The organism is Streptomyces sp. NPDC054863, assembly GCF_053610825.1.
In genome coordinates, this window is record NZ_JBSGZD010000042.1 from 21,082 (window position 1) to 40,298 (window position 19,217).

At 72.0% G+C, this 19,217-nt stretch carries 12 protein-coding genes and 1 pseudogene; 9 read left to right on the top strand and 4 right to left on the bottom strand.

Annotated elements, in window-relative coordinates; all coding sequences use genetic code 11:
* From ACWGIG_RS11340 to eccB, 4 genes and pseudogenes are all read right to left on the bottom strand, one after another.
* A pseudogene (locus ACWGIG_RS11340) lies at positions 1-1,140 on the bottom strand (hypothetical protein); the annotation flags it as partial.
* Between the two features lie 3 nt (positions 1,141-1,143).
* A complete protein-coding gene (locus tag ACWGIG_RS11345; RefSeq protein WP_453321306.1) occupies positions 1,144-1,608 on the bottom strand; it encodes a hypothetical protein in 465 nt (154 codons plus the stop codon).
* Between the two features lie 155 nt (positions 1,609-1,763).
* The gene (mycP, locus tag ACWGIG_RS11350; RefSeq protein ID WP_453321307.1) at positions 1,764-3,131 is read right to left on the bottom strand and encodes a type VII secretion-associated serine protease mycosin; all 1,368 of its coding nucleotides are present in this window, start codon (positions 3,129-3,131) and stop codon (positions 1,764-1,766) included.
* A 14-nt stretch (positions 3,132-3,145) separates the two neighbouring features.
* Positions 3,146-4,789, bottom strand: coding sequence for a type VII secretion protein EccB (eccB, locus tag ACWGIG_RS11355; RefSeq protein ID WP_453321308.1), 1,644 nt, complete (start codon positions 4,787-4,789; stop codon positions 3,146-3,148).
* Between the two features lie 192 nt (positions 4,790-4,981).
* Here eccB and eccE point away from each other — a divergent pair, with 192 nt between their 5' ends.
* From eccE to ACWGIG_RS11400, 9 genes are all read left to right on the top strand, one after another.
* Entirely contained in the window at positions 4,982-6,400 is a 1,419-nt protein-coding gene (gene eccE, locus ACWGIG_RS11360) for a type VII secretion protein EccE (RefSeq protein WP_453321309.1), read from the top strand.
* The gene (locus ACWGIG_RS11365) at positions 6,397-7,224 is read left to right on the top strand and encodes a hypothetical protein (RefSeq protein ID WP_453321310.1); all 828 of its coding nucleotides are present in this window, start codon (positions 6,397-6,399) and stop codon (positions 7,222-7,224) included. Before eccE ends, ACWGIG_RS11365 begins: the two co-directional genes overlap by 4 nt.
* Before the next feature lie 146 nt (positions 7,225-7,370).
* Positions 7,371-7,604, top strand: a complete 234-nt coding sequence (locus ACWGIG_RS11370; protein ID WP_362416549.1) for a DUF397 domain-containing protein — start codon at positions 7,371-7,373, stop codon at positions 7,602-7,604.
* A 603-nt stretch (positions 7,605-8,207) separates the two neighbouring features.
* Positions 8,208-12,527: an SCO5717 family growth-regulating ATPase gene (locus tag ACWGIG_RS11375; protein WP_453321311.1), complete on the top strand. Its 4,320-nt coding sequence runs from the start codon at positions 8,208-8,210 to the stop codon at positions 12,525-12,527.
* A 296-nt stretch (positions 12,528-12,823) separates the two neighbouring features.
* Positions 12,824-14,809 carry an ABC transporter substrate-binding protein gene (locus ACWGIG_RS11380; protein WP_453321312.1) on the top strand — a complete coding sequence of 662 codons (1,986 nt, stop codon included), beginning with the start codon at positions 12,824-12,826 and terminating at the stop codon, positions 14,807-14,809.
* 101 nt (positions 14,810-14,910) lie between these two features.
* The gene (locus ACWGIG_RS11385; protein ID WP_453321313.1) at positions 14,911-15,987 is read left to right on the top strand and encodes an ABC transporter permease; all 1,077 of its coding nucleotides are present in this window, start codon (positions 14,911-14,913) and stop codon (positions 15,985-15,987) included.
* Between the two features lie 37 nt (positions 15,988-16,024).
* Complete coding sequence (locus ACWGIG_RS11390) at positions 16,025-16,954, top strand: ABC transporter permease (protein WP_453321314.1); 930 nt, start codon at positions 16,025-16,027, stop codon at positions 16,952-16,954.
* Positions 16,954-17,979 (top strand): ABC transporter ATP-binding protein, encoded by a 1,026-nt coding sequence (locus ACWGIG_RS11395; RefSeq protein WP_453321315.1) that lies wholly within the window; start codon positions 16,954-16,956, stop codon positions 17,977-17,979. The genes ACWGIG_RS11390 and ACWGIG_RS11395 overlap by 1 nt, the downstream gene beginning before the upstream one ends.
* Positions 17,980-18,175: 196 nt before the next feature.
* Positions 18,176-19,171 carry an oligopeptide/dipeptide ABC transporter ATP-binding protein gene (locus ACWGIG_RS11400; RefSeq protein WP_453321316.1) on the top strand — a complete coding sequence of 332 codons (996 nt, stop codon included), beginning with the start codon at positions 18,176-18,178 and terminating at the stop codon, positions 19,169-19,171.
* Positions 19,172-19,217: the final 46 nt, after the last annotated feature.

Sequence of the window (19,217 nt, forward strand, 5' to 3'; positions counted from 1 at the left end):
CATCGGAGGCATGCCCGGCTTCCGAGCGGTTCCGCCCTGGACCGGAGGCGCGTAGCCCGGGGCCATGGGGGGCGGTGCTGTGCCCAAGGTCGGCCCGGTGGCCGTCGGGGCAGGCGGAGGAGCGACGTTCGTAGTGGGTGCGGGGGCCGGTGGTGTGGCGACCCGCGCGAGTTCCATCGACTGGTCGGCGCCCGGCGCGGGGGAAACCCCGCCGACCGCAGCACCGGGCCCACCGGGTCGAACTGTGTCGCCGCCCGCCGAACCGGGAGCGCCGAGACCGTCAGCCCGTCCGGCTGCCGCACCGGGGCCGGACGTATCGGCAGGCGCGACGGCCCTGGCCACTCCGAGGCCCGCGGCGCCTCCTCCGACGGCCCTTCCTGTGGCGCCGCCTTCTGCTCCGCCGCCGGTGGGCGGAGGCACGTTCGCCTGCAGCTTCTGGTCGAACCGAGGCGCTTCCTGAGCCGCCAGGGTCTCCTGCGAGACCGCATAGAACGACGACAGGCGGTTCAGTTGGTTGATGGCCTCTTGGCGGTTCTTCTCGGTCTTCACCGCCATGTCGTACGTCGCGTTGCCCTCGACACGGCTCACCATCGGCACGTCTTCGGGCTTGCGCTTGTCGAACCGGCCGTCCCTCGGCGGCATGGCCTTGTGCACGGAGGCCAGGCCGGTGCCGGCAACCGTGATCTGCTTGGCGGCGATGTTGGCGAAGCTGCTCAACTGACGGGCGTGTGCGACGAGACCCGTCCCGAATGCACGGAAACTGGCGCCGCCTTCACCGGTCCAGGACACGCCCTTGATGTGGGCGTCAAGTTCCGCAGCCGCTGACTTGAGTGCGTCCCTGGCCCTCCACAGAGCCTGACCCGCGTTCTCCAACTCCTCGGGTTTGGCGCTCTCCACCAGGTCGATCATGGCGTTGAGGTCATGGGCCTCGAAGTTGGTCCTGCTCGCGTACCCGGGCAGGGGCGGCGGAATGAAGGGAGCCATCGGCATCAGACCGCCGAAAAGCAGGGGGTCCATCTGGGTCGTCGCATCCGAGAATTCACGAAGAACCTCGGTGGTCTTGAGCTGTTGGTCGACCCCCTCAAGGTCCTTTGCGCGCTGTGCCTTCTCGCCGGATGCCTGCGTGTTGTCGTCAGCCATGGGTCAGTACTCCGGATTGGTCGTGTCGGGGGCCTTCGGCCCAGGCTGACCGGCCTGGTTCTCCCGCGCTTTCAGGTAGGCATCGTTCCGCTTGCGCTGAGCCTCCTGCTCTTCGTTGAGCCCCGCCTCGATCTCCTGATACCGCTGCCGCAGCTCCTCCTCGACGTTGTTGTAACCGACCTCCGACGCATGAACACCAATGCTCAGCTTCTCGATCTGGAACCCCAACGTCTTCGACAGCGACGTGAGTTGCTGATGCACCCGGTTGTACTGCGCGTACAGCCCGTCAGCCTCCGCGAACGTCGCGTTCGTCCCGCTCAGCGCCGCGCGCGTCACCCGTTGCGCCGCGATCTTCGTGCGGCCCGCGTCGCCGCCCTCCAGATCCGTCAGCATGGCGTTCACCTGCTTCTGGAACTTCCGAAGCGCGCCTACGCCCTTCGCCAGGTCCCCCGTGCCCGGTTCTCCCACGATGCCTCTCCCTCCCCGTCCCCGTTTGCTCTGTCCTCACCGGTTGCTATCGCAGTGACTGCGAGTCCCACCCGTCACAGAGGAACCACTCTATCTAGATCTGAGACTCAGCCAACCCCTATATCAGACAGCCAAATCACAGGTCATCGACCACTTCAAGGTCGTTGGTACGCACTTGTCCCACGCGTCCCCACTTGGGATGATCCATGTTCGCTACTGCGACCGCCATCGCCCCCCTCACGGCCTCGGCCCCGCCTGCGCCGCGAGTCCCGCACCGCCACCGCCGCCCCCGCGATCGCCGCGACCAGTACGCCGCCGCCCACCACCACGTACGTACCGAGGCGGGCGTCGCGTTCCTGCGGGGTTTCTCCCACCGGGAGTTCGACCGCGGTCGGGGCGTGGACGCCGGTCAGGCCGCCGCCCGGGACCGGGGCCCCGGGCGGGGTGTGTTCGTCCTCGGTCAGGGCGCGGACCGGGTCGACCACGCCCCAGCCGACCAGGCGGTCGTGGCCGGGGATGGAGCGTTCGGCGGTCTGCTTGATCTGGGTGATGACCTGCGCGTTGGTCCACCTGGGGTGCTTGGCCCTGATCAGGGCCGCGACCCCGGTCACGTACGGCGCGGAGAAGCTCGTACCGCTGTCCGCGCAGTGGCCGCCGCCGGGGACCGTGGAGATCATGTCCACGCCCGGGGCCGCGACACCGACGAATTCTCCGGACTGCGAGAACGCCGCCCGTTCGTTGTTGCGGTCGGAGGCGGCGACGGCGAGGACTCCCGGATAGGACGCCGGGTAGGTGGGTTTGAGGTTGCCGCCCAGGCCGTCGTTGCCCGCGGAGGCGATGACCAGGATGTTCTTGGACAGGGCGAGGTTGACGGCCTGTTTGAGGATGGGTGTGGGTTCCGTCGCGTTCGCCGTGTCCTGCGAGATGTTGATGATCTTGGCTTCTTTGGCGATGGCGTGGTTGATCGCGGTCGCCAGGGTGAGGGCGTTGCCGTGGCCCTCCGCGTCGTTCTGCTGGATCGGGATGATCGTCGCGTCCGGGGCCAGGCCGACGAAGCCGGTGCCCTTCGCCGGGCGGGCGGCGATGATGCCGGCGACCTTCGTGCCGTGGCCGACGGTGTCCGACGTGCCGTCCTCCTTGCCGCGCTCGATCGGCTCGCCCTGCTCGTTCTTGAGGGGATTGGGCAGGACGTTACGGCCGCTCTTGACGTCCACGGCGGCCGTGAGCTGCTTGTTCTTGACGTCGACGCCGCTGTCGATGACGGCGACGCGGACCCCCTTGCCGGTGGACTGCTTCCAGACCTCGTCGAGCAGGACCCGCTGGAGGGCCCAGGGGCGCCCTTCGTACGGCTTCGAGGGGTACGTGCACTGCCCGGCCGGCTCCGTACCGGGTGCCGGAGCGGCGACCGCGGGCGGCGCCGTCACGACCAGCAGCCCCAACGACCCCAGCACCCCCAGCAGGGGGGCGGCTCCCGCCAACGACCGGCGGGGCGAGGACAGGAAGGGAAGGGAGACTTGTGTCATGTCCGGGCCGCCCCTCACGAGCCCTGCGGCTGGCGGGCCGCACCCGTCGACAGACGCGGTCCCGTGGGCAGGAACTCCGACCACTCGACCGGTATCGGGGCGGGCTGGACCGCCTTGTAGCCGAGGCGGTTCTGCGCCTGGGCCTCCTCCTGGGCGCGGGCCTGCTTCTCCGCCTTCGTACCGGCGCCGATGCCACCGCCCGGGTCGCCCGTCGCACTGTCGCCGTTGGACTGCATCGCGTACCGCAGCCCCGTGTCGGTCACCAGGAAGACGAAGCCCGTGCCGGTCGCCGAGCCCTTGAACTGGCGGAACAGCTGGCCCGAACCGGGGGTGACGTACGCACTGCTCGCGCCCGTCGGCAGCGGTGCCGGGAAGGCGGGGCCCGCCCAGGTGCTGAGGGTGGTCCGGCCGGTCGCCTTGTCGACGCCGCGCAGGACGTTGCAGACGGTGTTGCGGGCGGGGCCCTGAGCCGAGGTGCCGGTCGATGCGTCGGTCGAGGTGCCGGTCGATGCGCCGGTCGAGGTGCCGGTCGATGCGCCGGTCGAGGCGTCGGTCGATGCCGCGTTCGTCGCCGAATCGTTCACCGGCTTCGGCTCCGCCCGCGGCCACTTGCGGTCCTGACCGAACGACGCCCCCGGCTCGATCGCCGCCGCGCTCACCGCCGTGGGACGGCCCGCCTGGCCGAGCTTGACCAGCGGGCGGCTGTTGATGAGCAGCTTGGCCGTGAAGTCGGAGACCGGGGCGACGCGGCCCTTGAGGACCACGTACTGCTGGTTCTTGGTGCCGTCGGTGGCCCGCAGCACCATGCCCACCTTGTTCTCGCCGGACTCCAGGCTGCCGGGGGCGCCCGCCGGAGCGCCCGGCACCCCGTCGGCCGGGGATATCGCGGGGAAGGCGATCCGGTCGCCGCGGTGCAGCGTCGCCAGCCAGCCCGCCGAGACGCGCTGCGGGACCCTGCCCTGCCCGACCAGTTGGCGCAGCAGCAGCTCTTCCTTGCCGACGGGATACGCGGTCCCGCCCGCGTCCACCAGGTAGCGGGTGCGCTGCGGGCCGGGGCCCTCGACGTACATCAGGTCGCCGCCGGTGAGGCGTTCGCGGCCGTCGGTCTTCGCGGCCTCGCGCTCGGCGAACACGAACGCCGCCTTCTGGATGGCCCGGCCGCCCTCGCCCTGCCGCTCGCAGACCGCCCACCGCTTGGCGCCGCCCGCCTCCTTCGCCTCCGGCAGCCGGTCGGGGCCGTACGGGATGCCGAGCGTCGCGCCGTGCGGGATCTTGCCGCTGTCCAGCACCTTCTCGTCGATGTTGACGACCTTGCCCTTGTCCGGGTCGAGGAGAAGTCGTGCAGATGACATGTTGAGAACGGGGTGGAGCTGTGTCTTCCCGTCCGTCTTCAACACCACATAGCGAGTGGTCGACTTGCTCGCGATGATCACGTTCTCGCCCGGCTTGTCCCATTCCTTGGGTGCGACCGGCTTGAACATCCCCCAGGCGGCGAACCCCGCAAGGATCACCACCCCCACGATCGCGCCCGGAAGCAGCGCCCGCAACGGCTTGGGCGCACCTTCTTCCGAACCCGTCGAACTGGGTTGAAGAAACTGCGCAATCAGCCTCCTCTTCGCAAATGTGTAGGCGTTGAGTTCGTCCCGACGTGATGCCATCTGTCCGCTGTTCCCTCTCCCCGGTGGGCCGCACAGGTCCCCGGGTCCACCGCGCTTCTCCGGGCGGGTCCTGCTGTCCTGCTGCCCCTCACTATGCCTGCCGGTACCCTTGCCCCGCTGCTCCGGTACTGTGATCGACCGGTCAACCCCTGACACGGGGGCGCTGGTTGTAGAACCGACGGGAAGGCTGCGGTGGCGACGACAACGCGCGAACGCGGGGGGCGGAACACACCGCAACCATCCGGAAACCGACGTACCACTTCCCGTCGGCAACGCAGCAATGAATCGAACAATCCGGCTGGTTCGGGCTCCGCGCCCACCGGTTCCGCCCCTGCTCCACGCCCCGGGGACCCTCCCGCGAAGACCGGTCTGCGACCGCTGTCCCGCACCGGCCGCCCGGTCTCGCTGCCGCTGCGGCAGCTGGTCCTGGTGGAGCTCGCGGTGGCCGCGGGCGGTCTCGGCTGGCTCGCCGGTTCCCTCTGGCTGGTTCCCGGACTGGTGGTGGCCGTGGTGCTGCTGCTGTTCGCGGTGGTACGCCGTCGGGGGCGCGCGGTGCAGGACTGGCTGGCCGCGGTGCTCACCCTGCGGGCACGCCGCAGGCGGGGCACCGCCGCACTCGACCCCGCGCTCGACCCCGCGCTGGTTCCGGTCGCGGAGAACGTCCCCGGGTTCGGCCCGTACACCTATGTGGACAGGGACCGGCGCACCGTCGGCATGCTCGGCGACGGTACGTTCCTCACCGCGGTCGTCCGCGTCGAGGCGAGCGGCGAGGCGCTGCGGCCCGCTTCCGGTGCGCGGGCGCTGCCGCTGTCGCTGCTCGGCGACTGCCTGGCGGTGGACGACATCGTGCTGGAGTCGGCGCAGCTGCTCCAGCAGGTACGGGCGGCTCCCGCGCCGCACCTGTCCGAGCGCTCGGCGGCCCGCGTCTCGCACGCCGCCCTCCAGCAGCAGACTCCGACGCCCGCCCTGCGGATGACCTGGATCGCGCTGAAGCTGAGCCCCGAGCTCGCCCACGAGGCGGTCGAGGCGCGCGGCGGCGGTGTGGCCGGTGCCCAGCGCTGCCTGGTGCGGGTCGCCGACCACGTGGCGAGCCGGGTCACCGGGGCGGGGTTCCGGGCCGTGGTGCTCAACCAGGAGGAACTGAACTCGGCGGTCGCCACGACCGCCTGCGCCCGCGTCGGCGGACCGGCGGGAGGACCTGCCGCCGGAGGACCTGCCGGTGGACCGGGCTCCGACGCCGGTGCGGTCCGGCGGACCTCCGAGACGTCCCGCGTCTGGAGTTGCGACGACCGCCTGCACACCACCTACGCGGTGGGCCGCTGGCCCGAGCTGGGGCGGGCCGCGACCCCGCTGCCCCGGGTGGTCTCGGCGCTGGCCGAGGTCCCCTCGTACGCGACCACCGTCAGCCTGACCGTGCGGCGCGGCCCGCACCGGGGGACGTCGACGGTGGCCGGTCACATCCGCGTCACCGGCGACTCCGACACCCAACTGGTGTCCGTACGAAAGGAGTTGGAGCGCATGGCGGGCTCCGCGAAGGTCGGTCTGGTGCGTCTGGACCGGGAACAGCTGCCGGGCGCGCTGGCCACGCTGCCGCTGGGCGGCGCCGCATGAGGGGCGCAGGCAGGACTGCGGGCGGCAGGGGTACGGGCAACAGGACCGCGGGCAGCAGGGTCGCGGCCAGGATCCGGGACGTCGTACCGCACGGGCTGCGCGGCCCCCGCCACCCCGGGCACAGCATTCCGACGGACGATCTCGGCGCACTCGCCCTGCCCGTCGGCGACGACGGCATCCTGCTCGGCAACGACACCGGCGGCCATCCGCGGATTCTCGGACTGCACCGTCCGACACCGTACGAAGTCCTGCTCATCGGCGGCCTCTGGACGGCGCAGGCACTGGCCCTGCGCACCGCGGCCACGGGGGCGCGGGTGAGTGTCGAAACCGGCCGCACCCAGGCGTGGACACAGCTCGCCCGGGCGGCGGGCGGGGGATCCGGGCCGGCGCCCGGTGCGACACCGGGTGCAGGTCCTGCTTCGGGTCAGGACTGCATGACGCTGTACGAGGTGGGGCGGGTGCCGCCCAGCGGCGCGGCCCCCGGCTCACCCGTCCTCGTCGTACGGGACTGCGGGATGCGGCCTCCGCGCGGGCGGATCGTGTCGTCGCCGTGGCAGTCCGTGCTGACGCTGCTGCCGTACCTCAGCCCGGTGGCGCCCCGGTTGATCCGGGACTCGGCGCTCGTCGGCGTACAGCGGGTGTCGCCCGACGAAGCACAGCAGATCGGCAGGCTGCTGGGGCTGACCCCTGAGGAGGTCGCGGCCCTGCCGGGACTCGGCGACGGCGTCACCCTGTGGTGCGCGGGCCGGGAGCGGCACTGGGTCACGACGATGCCCACCCCGATCGAGGGGACGCTGCTCGGCCCCGCGCGCCGGATGGACTGACGAACGCGATAGCACGATCGGCTCGATGACGGAACCCCGCGCCTGCGCATCGGGCACCATGGTCCGGGGAACGAACGGCGCTCGTGGGAGCGGCTGTTGACCGTGGGCCGTTGAGTCGGGCCGAGTGGAAGCGGAAGGACACCGGAATGGGAACGCAGCAGGAGAAGGACGCGCTCTACGCCCTCGACATCTCGGACGTGGAGTGGCTCGGTGCGCCGGGCACCGAGGACGCCGAGGAGCGCGTGGAGATCGCGTACCTGCCCGAGGGTGCCGTGGCGATGCGGTCGTCGGCGGACCCGGAGACCGTGCTCCGGTACACCGAGGCGGAGTGGACGGCGTTCGTGCTGGGGGCGCGGGACGGGGAGTTCGACCTCACGTAGCCGGACTTGCACCGGAGAGCGGTCGCCCGGCTGTCTGCCGGGTGGCCGCTCTTCGCTGTGCGCGGGCGGGTGCGGGCGAGTGCGGGTCGATGCAGCCGCATGCGGGCGGATGCGGGTCGATGCGGGCGGGTGCCGATGGACGCTGGCGGGTACTGGTGGACGCGGAAATGGACGCGGTGGCGGCTGCGACGGTGGCTGCCGGCCGGGTTGTGCAGAGTGTGTGCACGCTGCCATGACACATGCCACAGGTGTTGACACCTGATTGTTGGGAAGCGCGCGAGAGGCGGGGCGGGCGGGCTGCGTTCCGTGCGGAGATGTCGAGTTGTGACCGTTTTAGTCATTACGGAGTGATGTCGGCAGGTCACTTCTGGGCGTGAAGTGACGCTGGAGGCACGGTTCGTCGGCCGATCGGGCCTGCCGTACGGGCAGTGCTGACGACTAGGCTGACGCACGGGCGCGACAGGCGGGCCATGCGAGCAGCAGGCAGGGCGCGCCGGCCGCCCCGGCAGAACACGGGGAAGAGCCGAGCGGATCGGACGACGGAAGCGGTCACCCCACCCACCACGCACGGCACCAGGGTGCTCGACCACAGCAGGAGGCAATGTGAACAGCGAGCGGGACGAGATCCGCGAGGGCTGGAACGTGCCCGTCAGCGCGCCCGTCGAGGAGTCGCCGGACGCGGAGGCGGACCAGACGGGTGAGTTCACGATCGACTACACGCCGCCGGCTTGGTACACGCAGAACGCGGGCCCCTCGGGGGCGTCGGGCCCCTCGGGTTCACCTGGTTCGCCGGGTTCCGTCGGAGCTTCGGCCGGCGAGCCGGAGGCGTTCGACGGGGAGCTGGAGAGCGGGGCGACCATGCGCTTCTCCCCCGCCGCACTGAAGCGGGAATTCGCGGAGATCGCAGCGGCCGAGAAGGCTGCGGCGGACGCGGCTGCCGCTGCGGCGGACGACGGTACGGGCGAGAGCCCGACGGCGCCGGACACTTCGGCGAACGGGGCCGCACCGGCCAAGGACGAGCCCGTGGCCGTGGCCGAGGTCGAAACCGGTGCGGAGCTGGCCCCGGAGCCTCAGCCGGGCGGTGTCGACACCGTCGGCGCCGAGGGCGCGACCGCCGCTGCCGCTGCGGATACCGACCCCGATGCCGATGCTCTTGCCGACTCCGCCCCGGAGCCGGACTCCGACCTCGATTCCGACGTACTGGCTGCGGCGGACGCACCGGCCGAGGGTCAGCCCTCGGGCTCGGGCTCGGATGCCGATGCGGCCTCGATGTCAGCAACTGACGGCGCTGACCACCTTCTTGACGCCCCATCAGCACTCCCGCACACCAACGGCTCCGCCGCCGGAACGGACACACCCGAGGACCTCGACGCGGCCGAGCCGAACGACTCCGTACCCAACGACTCCGTACCGAACGGTTTCACGGCGGACGACTTCACGCCGAACGACTCCGTGCCGAGCGACTTCCTTACGGACGCGGACGCCGCGGCCACGGACGCAGCCACCCCGGATGCCCCCCTCGCAGGCGTGCCCCTCGCGGACGCAGCCGTCACAGACGCGTCGGTCACCGACGCCCCCGTGAACGACGCCGTTCCCGAAGACGCCCCCACGGACGCCCCCTCGGACGCCCCCACGGACGCCCCCGTCGCCCCCGTCGCCTCCTTCGCCGACGAGCCGCAGGACACTCCGCCCGCCGGTGCACCCGCGCCCGCGCCCCAGTCCTGGACTCCCCCGGCACCTCCGCAGGGCAGCCTGCCGCCGCTCCCCCCTTCCTTCCAGCCTGCGGCGCCCTCGACCGCACCCCAGTGGCCCACACCGCCTGCCGCTCCGTCGTCCTGGCCCGCACCTGCGCCGTCGAGCGAGTCGTCCGGCCAGCAGCCGCAGGGTTCCCCCGGCTTCCCGCAGCAGCCGGAAGCGCCGCAGAGCAGCCACACCGCCCCGCAGCCGCCGGCCACCGGCCTTCCGCAGCAGCAGGGGTACGGATTCCCGCAGCCCGGCCCCGGCCAGTCCCCAGCACCGGTCCCAGCTCCGGCCCCGACCTCGGACGGCGGCTACGGATTCCCGCAACCCGCTGGCGCCCAGCCGCAGCCGCAGCCTCCGGCGCCGGCACCCGGCCCCACCGGCCAGGACGCCGGGCCCGCGTTCCCGCAGCAGCCCGCCCCCGCAACTCCGCAGAGCGGCTACGGCTTCCCGCACCCCGGCCCCACCCAGCCCCCGGCACCGACACCGGACAGCGGATACGGATTCCCGCAGCCCAGTGGCGTCCAACCCCAGCCCCCGGCCCCGGCCCCGGCCCCCGCCCCCGCGACACCGCAGAGCGGCTACGGCTTCCCGCAGCCCGGCGCGGCACCGCTCCCGGCACCGGCACCCCTGCCCGCACACCAGAGTGGGTTCCCACAGCCTGCGGCTCCCGGCGCTCCCGCGGCTCCCCAGAGCGGCTACGGCTTCCCGCAGGCCTCCGCCGCACCGGACAACTCCCAGGCGGCGCAGGTCAGTTCCGCCGCACAGCCCCCCGCCGCACAGCCTGAAGCCACGGCTCCCGGCACGCCCACCGCCCCCGCCGCCCCCGCGCAGGACGGCTACGGCTTCCCGCAGCCCGCCGCCTCCAGCGCTCCCGGCACCCACGCCCAGCAGCCCGTACCGCAGCAGCAGCACCAGCCGCCCCAACAACAACACCCTCAGCCCCAGCCGCAGCCGCAGCCCCACCCGGAAGCCCCCGGCGCACCCGTCGACCCCCGGACCGGCGCCGCCTGGCCCTCCCCCGTGGCGCACGACCAGCGGCAGGCCTCCCACCCCGGCGCTCCCCTCGGGTACACCGCCGCCGTCGAGCTGTCCTCCGAGCGCCTGCTGCGCAACAACAAGCAGAAGCCCAAGAGCAGCCGCAACCCGTCCGCCGGGTCCCGCTTCAAGTTCGGCGGGAAGAAGGAGGAGGCCGAGCGGCTGCGCAAGCTCGAACTCATCCGGACCCCCGTCCTCTCCTGCTACCGCATCGCGGTGATCAGCCTCAAGGGCGGCGTCGGCAAGACCACGACCACCACCGCCCTCGGCGCGACCCTCGCCAGCGAGCGGCAGGACAAGATCCTCGCCATCGACGCCAACCCGGACGCCGGTACGCTCGGCCGCCGCGTGCGGCGCGAGACCGGGGCGACGATCCGCGACCTCGTGCAGGCGATCCCGTACCTCAACAGCTACATGGACATCCGGCGGTTCACCTCCCAGGCCCCCTCCGGCCTGGAGATCATCGCCAACGACGTCGACCCGGCCGTCTCCACGGCCTTCAACGACGAGGACTACCGGCGCGCGATCGACGTGCTCGGCAAGCAGTACCCGATCATCCTCACCGACTCGGGCACCGGCCTGCTCTACAGCGCGATGCGCGGAGTCCTCGACCTGGCCGACCAGTTGATCATCGTCTCGACGCCGTCGGTGGACGGTGCGAGCAGTGCGTCGACGACACTGGACTGGCTGTCGGCGCACGGGTACGGGGAGCTGGTGCAGCGTTCGCTGACCGTCATCTCCGGGGTGCGCGAGACCGGCAAGATGGTCAAGGTCGACGACATCGTGCAGCACTTCGAGACGCGCTGCCGGGGCGTGGTGGTGGTGCCGTTCGACGAGCACCTGTCGGCGGGTGCCGAGGTCAACCTCGACATGATGCGGCCGAAGACGCGCGAGGCGTACTTCCACCTCTCGTCGCTGGTCGCCGAGGACTTCGTACGGGCACAGCAGGTGCAGGGCCTGTGGACGGCGGACGGCAATCCGCCACCGCACCTGGCCCCGCCGATGCCGGGCCACGGCCAGAGTCAGGGTCAGGGCCAGGCACCGGCCCAGCACATCCCGGCCCAGCACACCACCGGCCAGCCGCAGTACCAGCACCCGTACGCACCCCAACAGCCCGGCAACCCCGGCCAGCCGTACACACCCCAGCAGCCTGGACAGCCCGGCCGGCCGTACGCCCCTCAGCAGCCGGGCCAGCCCGACCAGCACTGGCAGCAGCCCCCGGCCCAGGCGCACGCACCCGAGCAGCCCGGCCAGCCGGCGCAGCCCGGCCAGTCGGCACAACCGGCACAGCCCGCACAGCCCGGCCAGTCGGCACAGCCGTACACCCCCGAGCAACCGGGACAGCCGGGTCAGTCGGGGCAGCCCGGCCCATCGGCACAGCCCGATCAGCCGGGCCAGCACTGGCAGCAGCCTCAGCCCCCGGCCCAGGCCCAGCCGTACGCACCCGAGCAGCCCGGCCCGTCGGCACAGCCGGCACAGCCGGCACAACCGGGACAGCCGGGACAGCCGGGACAGCCGGGACAGCCGGGACAGCCGTACGCACCCAAGCAGCCGGGCCAGCCCGGCCCGTCGGCACAACCGGGCCCGTACACCCCCCAACAGCCGGGCCAGCCCGACCAGCACTGGCAGCAGGCCCAGGCCCAACCGCAGCCGCAGCCGCAGCCCCAGCCCCAGCCCGGCGCCCCAGGACCGCAGCCGGGCCAGTACCTCCCTGCGCCAGGCCAGTCGCAGGGCCAGGGCCCGGCACAAGGCCAGGGCCAAGCCCAGCCCTACCCCCAGCCCTACCCCCAGCAGCCCCAGTCCCCCGGCAGCTGGCAGCAGGCCCCTGCACCCCAGGGCCAGCCCGCACCGCAGGGCCGGCCCATGCCCCAGGGCCAGCCCGCACCTCACAGCCAGCCCACGCCCCAAGGCCAGCCCGCGCCCCACCCCTTCCCCGCCCAAACCCCCTTCTCCGAGGTGCAGTTCACCGGCGCGCCCGCCGCGCAGCCCCTGCCCGTCCAGCCCGGCGCACCGGAAAACGCCCAGCCGGGCCGGCCCGCGACCCAGAATCCCGACCCGCAGGCCAACCCCCAAGCCGCCCCCCTCCCGCCCGCCAACTGGCCGCCGCAGCAGCCTCCGTCGGCGCCGTCAGCCCCTCAGCAGTAGGGCTTCAGAGGTCGAGACCAATGAGGGCCCGCTCCGTGACCCCCACGTCCCCGTGACGTGGCCACGGAGCGGGCCCTCCGCGCGTCCCGGACCCCGCACGCCACGCCGCCATGCCCCGTATTCCCGCAGCACAAACGGCACTTGACGTACCGTCGACGCCGCGCCCGCACGCCGTTGACACGTCCGGAAGTGCGCTGGTAGACCTTCGCCACACCCGTCTGCCGACCCATGATCCACCCGCCTCCCGGGCATGTACGAGCAAGTGACGCGCAAGTGACGACGCGAGGTCTCCGTCCATGGACACACAGGGCACCACGACCGGCTCCACGACCGGCTCCCCAAGCAGCGACGCGGACAGCACGACGAGCAGCACCGCGAGCGGCTCCACGGCCGGCGCCACCTCCTCCCCCTCCGTCCGCCGCCGCCCCGCCCGCCGCCTCCTGGCGACCGGGGCCGCCGCCTTCGCCCTGCTGGCCGGAGCCGCCACCCCGCTGAGCCCGGCGCCGTCACAGGCCCAAGCAGCAGCACCCCCGGCCGAGGCCCAAGCCGCCCCTCCCGCCCAGGGCAAGGCCGACGACCAGAACCTCACCATCGCCATCGCCCAGAGCGTCGACTCGCTCAGCCCGTTCCTGGCGACCAGGCTCTCCAGCACGACGCTCCTGCGGCTCGTCTACGACTACCTGACGAACTACGACGTCAAGGACGCGCACCCCGTCCCCGCCCTCGCCACCGAGTGGAAGTCCTCCCCGGACAAGCTCACGTGGACGTACAAGATCCGCAAGAACTCCACGTGGTCGGACGGGCGGCAGGCCACCGCCGCGGACGCCGCGTGGACCTTCAACAAGATGATGACGGACGAGGGCGCCGCCACCGCCAACGGCAGCTTCACCGCCAACTTCAAGAAGGTCACCGCCCCCGACCCCGAGACCCTCGTCGTCGACCTGAAGAAGCCCCAGGCGACGATGACGGCACTCGACGTGCCGATCGTCCCGAAGCACATCTGGGAGAAGGTCGGCGACTTCTCGAAGTTCAACAACGACGACAAGTTCCCGATCGTCGGCAACGGTCCGTACGTCATCACCGACTACAAGACCGACCAGTACGTGAAGCTCAAGGCCAACAAGAGCTTCTGGCGCGGCGCCCCCAAGTTCGAAGAGCTGACCCTGAAGTACTACAAGGACGGTGACGCGGCGGTCGCCGCCCTGCGCCGCGGCGAGGTCGGCTTCGTACAGAACCTGACGCCCGCGCAGGCCGCTTCCCTGAAGTCCGAGCCGGACATCAAGGTCAACGACGCACCCGGCCGCCGCTTCTTCGCCCTCGCCACCAACCCGGGCGCCAGGGACAAGTCCGGGCGGAAATTCGGCGACGGACACCCGGCCCTGCTCGACCCGGCCGTCCGCAGGGCGCTCTTCGAGGCCGTCGACCGCAAGACCATCGTCGAGAAGGTCTACCAGGGGCACGCCGTCGAGGGGCAGGGCTACATCCCGCCGCGCTTCGCCGACTACCACTGGCAGCCGTCCGACCAGCAGAAGATCTCATACGATCCGACCTCCGCCGACAAGCGGCTCTTCGCCGCCGGGTACAAGAAGGACGGGAGCGGCAAGCGCCTCGGCAAGGACGGCAAGCCGCTCAACTTCCGCATCCTGTGCCACGCCATCGACCCCAACGACAAGGCGATCGGCAAGTACCTCCAGGAGTGGTGGGGCGCGCTCGGCATCGGCCTGAAGGTCCAGTGCCTGGACGATGTCACCGACCCCTGGCAGAAGGGTAATTACGACCTCGCCTTCGACGGCTACTCGGTCAACCCGGACCCGGACTACGTCCTGTCGATCCACACCTGCGGCGCACTGCCCACCTCGGCCGACGTCAGCGGCCAGACCGACAACTTCATCTGCGACAAGCAGTTCGACGACCTCTACGCCAAGCAGACCGTCGAGTACGACAAGGCCAAGCGCGTCGACCTCGTCAAGCAGATGCAATCACGGCTGTACGACACCGGGTTCATGAACGTGATGGTCTACCCGAACGCGGTGGAGGCGTACCGCACCGACCAGATCAAGTCGATCCTGACGATGCCTCAGGCGGCGGGCAACATCTGGGGCCAGGACGGCTACTGGAGCTGGTGGTCGGCGGAGCCCGCCGCCAGTGGCAGCAGCACCGGCGACGACGACGGCACCTCGCCCACCGTGTGGATCATCTCCGGCATCGCCGTCCTGCTGGTCGCCGCCATCGCCGTCGTCACCGCCATGCGCCGCCGCTCCACCTCGGAGGACCGCGAGTAGCCCACGCGCTCCCGGCCCCCGCACCGCTCCCGGCCCACCCACCGCACACGGCCCGCCCACCGCACACGGCCCGCGACCAATCCGGAGGACCCCACCCCGCCATGAGCACCGCAAGCACCCCCGCCGTGGTGCGGGAGCCCGACGGCGGCCCGGTGAAGTCCGGGCCGCCGCGCCGCGCCTTCGCGCGCGCCGTCGGGCCGAAGACCGCCTATCTGCTGTACGTCGCGGGGAAGCTGGGCGGCGCCGCCGTCTCGCTGCTCGCCGTGCTCGTCACCAGCTTCTTCCTGTTCCGGATCATCCCCGGGGACCCGGTGCGGGCGATGACGCACGGCCGACAGGTCACCGACGAGCAACTGGCATCGCTGCGCAGGCAGTTCGGGCTCGACCAACCGATGTGGCAGCAGTTCACCGACTACTGCGGCAAGGCGCTCTCCGGCGACCTCGGCATTTCGTACCAGTTCCACGCCCCGGTGGGAGAGCTGATCGCCGAGAAGTTCCCGGCGACGCTGCTGCTGACCGGCGTCGCCGTCCTCGTGTACTCGACGCTCGGCCTGTGGCTCGGCACGCGGTCCGCGTGGCGGCACGGCGGGCTCGGCGACCGGCTGAACACCGGGATCGCACTGACCCTCTGGTCGATCCCGGGGTTCTGGCTCGGCCTGCTCCTGATCATCGTGTTCTCGGTGGGCATCGGGCCGATCCCCGGCATGTTCCCCACCGGCGGCATGGAGTCCGGCAACGAGACCGGGTTCGCGCACGTCCTGGACGTCGCGCACCACATGGTGCTGCCCGTCCTCACCCTGGTCGCGGTCGGCTACGCGCAGACGCTCCTGGTCATGCGCTCCTCGCTGCTCGACGAGATGGGCAGCGACTACCTGACCACGGCGCGGGCGAAGGGCCTGCGGGACTCCCTCGTACGCCGCAGGCACGCCGTGCCGAACGCGCTGCTGCCCACCGTCACCATGATCTTCATCAACCTGGGCCATGTGGCGGCCGGTTCGATCCTCGTCGAGACGGTCTTCTCCTGGCCGGGCCTCGGCGGCCTCTTCTACCAGGCGCTGAGCGTGCCCGATCTCCCGCTGGTCCAGGGCCTGTTCGTGGTCTTCGCGGGCGCGATGATCCTGATGAACCTCCTCGCCGACCTGCTGTATCCGCTGCTCGATCCCCGGGTGGGCCGATGAACTCCCCGAACGGGCCGACCAACCCCCGGGTGGGCCGATGACTGCAGAATCCACCGAATCCGAGCCCGTACGCCCCGCCACCGCGAAGTCCCTCGCGCGGGCCCGCCGCCGCAAGTCCGCCGCCCGCTTCTGGAAGCAGTACCGCACGCAGCGGGCCGGGCTGATCGGCCTCGCCGGGCTCCTCCTGATCGCCGTGGTCGCCCTGGCCGCGCCGCTCCTCGTCGGCGCGGACGTACAGAACGTGACGAACGCACCCGGCAAGGCACTCGAATCACCCAGCGGCCAATTCCCGCTGGGGACCGACCAGTTCGGGCGTTCCCTGTTCGGGCTGCTGCTGTACGGGGCGCGGGTCTCGCTCGCCGTCGGGCTGATGGCGGCGGCCCTGTCGGTCGCGATCGGCACGCTGGTCGGCATCCTCGCGGGGCACTTCGGCGGCTGGTTCGCGACGGTCGCGATGCGGGTCACCGACTGGTTCCTGGTGATGCCGTCGCTGGTGCTGGCGATCGTCCTGGCCACCGTGCTGTCGCACAGCATCTGGACGGTGGTCCTCGCGATCGGCGTCACCTCCTGGCCGACGACGGCCCGTCTCGTACGCGCGCAGACCCTGGCCGTCGAGTCGCGCCCCTACATCGAGCGCGCCCGGGCGCTCGGCGGCGGCCACACCCACGTCATGACCCGGCACGTGCTGCCCAACGTCATGCCGCTCGTCCTCGCCCAGACCACCCTCGGCATCTCCAGCGCCATCCTCACCGAGGCCACTCTGGCCTTCCTCGGCCTCGGTGATCCGGACGTCGTCTCGTGGGGCGGCATGCTCCAGGACGCGCGCCAGGCGGGTGCGGTGTCGTCGGGACACTGGTGGTACCTGGCGCCGCCGGGCCTCGCCATCGCGCTCGTCGCCCTGGCCTTCACCCTGTGCGGGCGCGCCGTCGAGTCCGTACTCAACCCGAAGCTGGGGGCGACCCGTTGATGACGCCGAAGACGCCGAGCACGTCGGGCACGCCGGGCGCAGGACCGGTGCTGGAGCTGAAGAACCTGCACGTCACGTACGGCGAGGACGTGCATGCCGTACGAGGCGTGGACCTCACCCTCGCGGCCGGGCAGAAGCTCGGCGTCGCGGGCGAGTCGGGCTGCGGCAAGTCGACCCTCGCGCTGGCGCTGCTGCGGCTGCTGCCGGCGAGCGCGAAGCTGACCGGGGAGATCCTCCTCGACGGGGAGGACGTCCTCACCATGAAGTGGGGGCGGCTGCGGGCGGTCAGGTGGGCGGGGGCCTCGATCGTCTTCCAGGGTGCGATGCACTCGCTCAACGCGGTGCACCGCATCGGCGACCAGATCGCCGAACCGGTCCTGATCCACCGGCAGGCGACCCCGGCGGCGGCCCGCAAGCGCGCCCGCGCGCTCCTCGAACAGGTCGGGCTGCCCGCCGCCCGGGCGAACGCCTACCCGCACGAGCTCTCCGGCGGCCAGCGCCAGCGCGTCATGATCGCGATGTCGCTGGCCTGCGATCCGCACCTGATCGTCGCCGACGAACCGACCACCGCCCTGGACGTCATGATCCAGGCCCAGATCCTGGGCCTGATCGAGCAGTTGGTCGCCGAGAAGGACATTTCGCTGCTGATGATCAGCCACGACCTGGCGGTCCTCGCGGACACCTGCGACCGGCTGGCGGTGATGTACGCGGGGCGGGTGGTGGAGGAAGGGCCTGCGGCCGAGGTATACGCCCGGGCCCAACACCCCTACGGGCGGGCCCTGTCCGCGGCCTTCCCGCGCGTCGGCGACCTCGCTTCGCGGGGCGCCCCGAGAGGGCTGCCGGGCGACCCGCCGGACCCTGCCGACCTGCCGTCGGGGTGCACGTTCCACCCTCGGTGCGTGGTGTCGCTGGAGTCCTGCGCCGTGGACGATCAGCCGCTGCGGAATGCGGGGCCGTTGCACCGGGCGGCGTGCGTGCATGTCGGGACGACGGTACCGGTCCAGTCCGCACCGCCGCCTTCGTGAACCGGGGCTCCGCCCCGGCCCCTGGGTGGCAGCCCGTCCGGGGACGGGAGGAACGTGCGGGCACATCGTGGCTGATCGCGCAGTTCCCCGCGCCCCTCAATGCCTGCCCCCGATACCCCAGCCTCCTTGGGCACAGGGGGCGGCCCCCACGCGGAGCACGCCCTTCCACGACCGCACGCCCCCAAGGGAGTCACAGATGACCACCACCCCCACCCCCCTCCTCTCCGCCCACGACCTCCGTCTCACCTTCCCCGGCCGCCGGGGCGCGCCCCCCGCCCGGGCCGTCGACGGCGTCGATCTCGCCCTCGCACCCGGCGAGATCCTCGCCCTCGTCGGGGAGTCCGGCTGCGGCAAGACGACCCTGGCCCGCACCCTCCTCGGCCTGGCCCGCCCCACCTCCGGCGAGGTCGCGTTCGGCGGGACCGCCCTCGACTACCGCTCGCGCGCCCTCAAGGCGTACCGCAAGCGCGTACAGCTCGTCCTCCAGGACCCCAGCGGCTCCCTCAACCCCCGGCACACCGTGTACGACGCCGTCGCCGAGGGCCTCCGTATCCACGGCTACGGCGGGGACGAACGCGCGGCCGTCGGCGAGGCCCTGTCCCGGGCCGGGCTCCGGCCGCCCGAGCGGTTCTTCCTGCGCTACCCGCACGAGCTCTCCGGCGGCCAGCGCCAGCGCGTCGTCATCGCGGGCGCCCTCGTCCTCGGTCCCGAACTCATCGTCGCGGACGAGCCGGTGGCCTCCCTGGACGCCTCCGTACGCGGCGAGATCCTCGCCCTGCTGCTCCAACTCCGCGACGAGCTGGGCCTGTCCGCGCTCGTCGTCACCCACGACCTCGGCCTCGCCTGGAACATCGCGGACCGGGTGGCCGTCATGTACCTGGGCCGGATCGTGGAGAGCGGCCCGGTCGAGGACGTTCTCACCTCACCCCAACACCCCTACACGCAGGCCCTGTTGTCGGTCCTGCCGGAGGCGGACGGCGTGCCGGTCGTGCTCACCGGCGAGCCCCCGGACCCCTCCCGCATCCCGTCGGGCTGCCGCTTCCACGCCCGCTGCCAGATCCTCGCCTCGGGCGAGGCGGAGGCGGCGGGCGTCGCGGACAAGTGCCGTACGCACGCACTGCCGGTGCTTCCCGCACACAGCGACGCCCCCCAGGTCGCCTGCCACTGGGCGGCGGCGACCCGGCACGCGTGAAGCACGTGGAACGCGTCGAGCACGAGAGCGGGCCCGGGCGCACCGC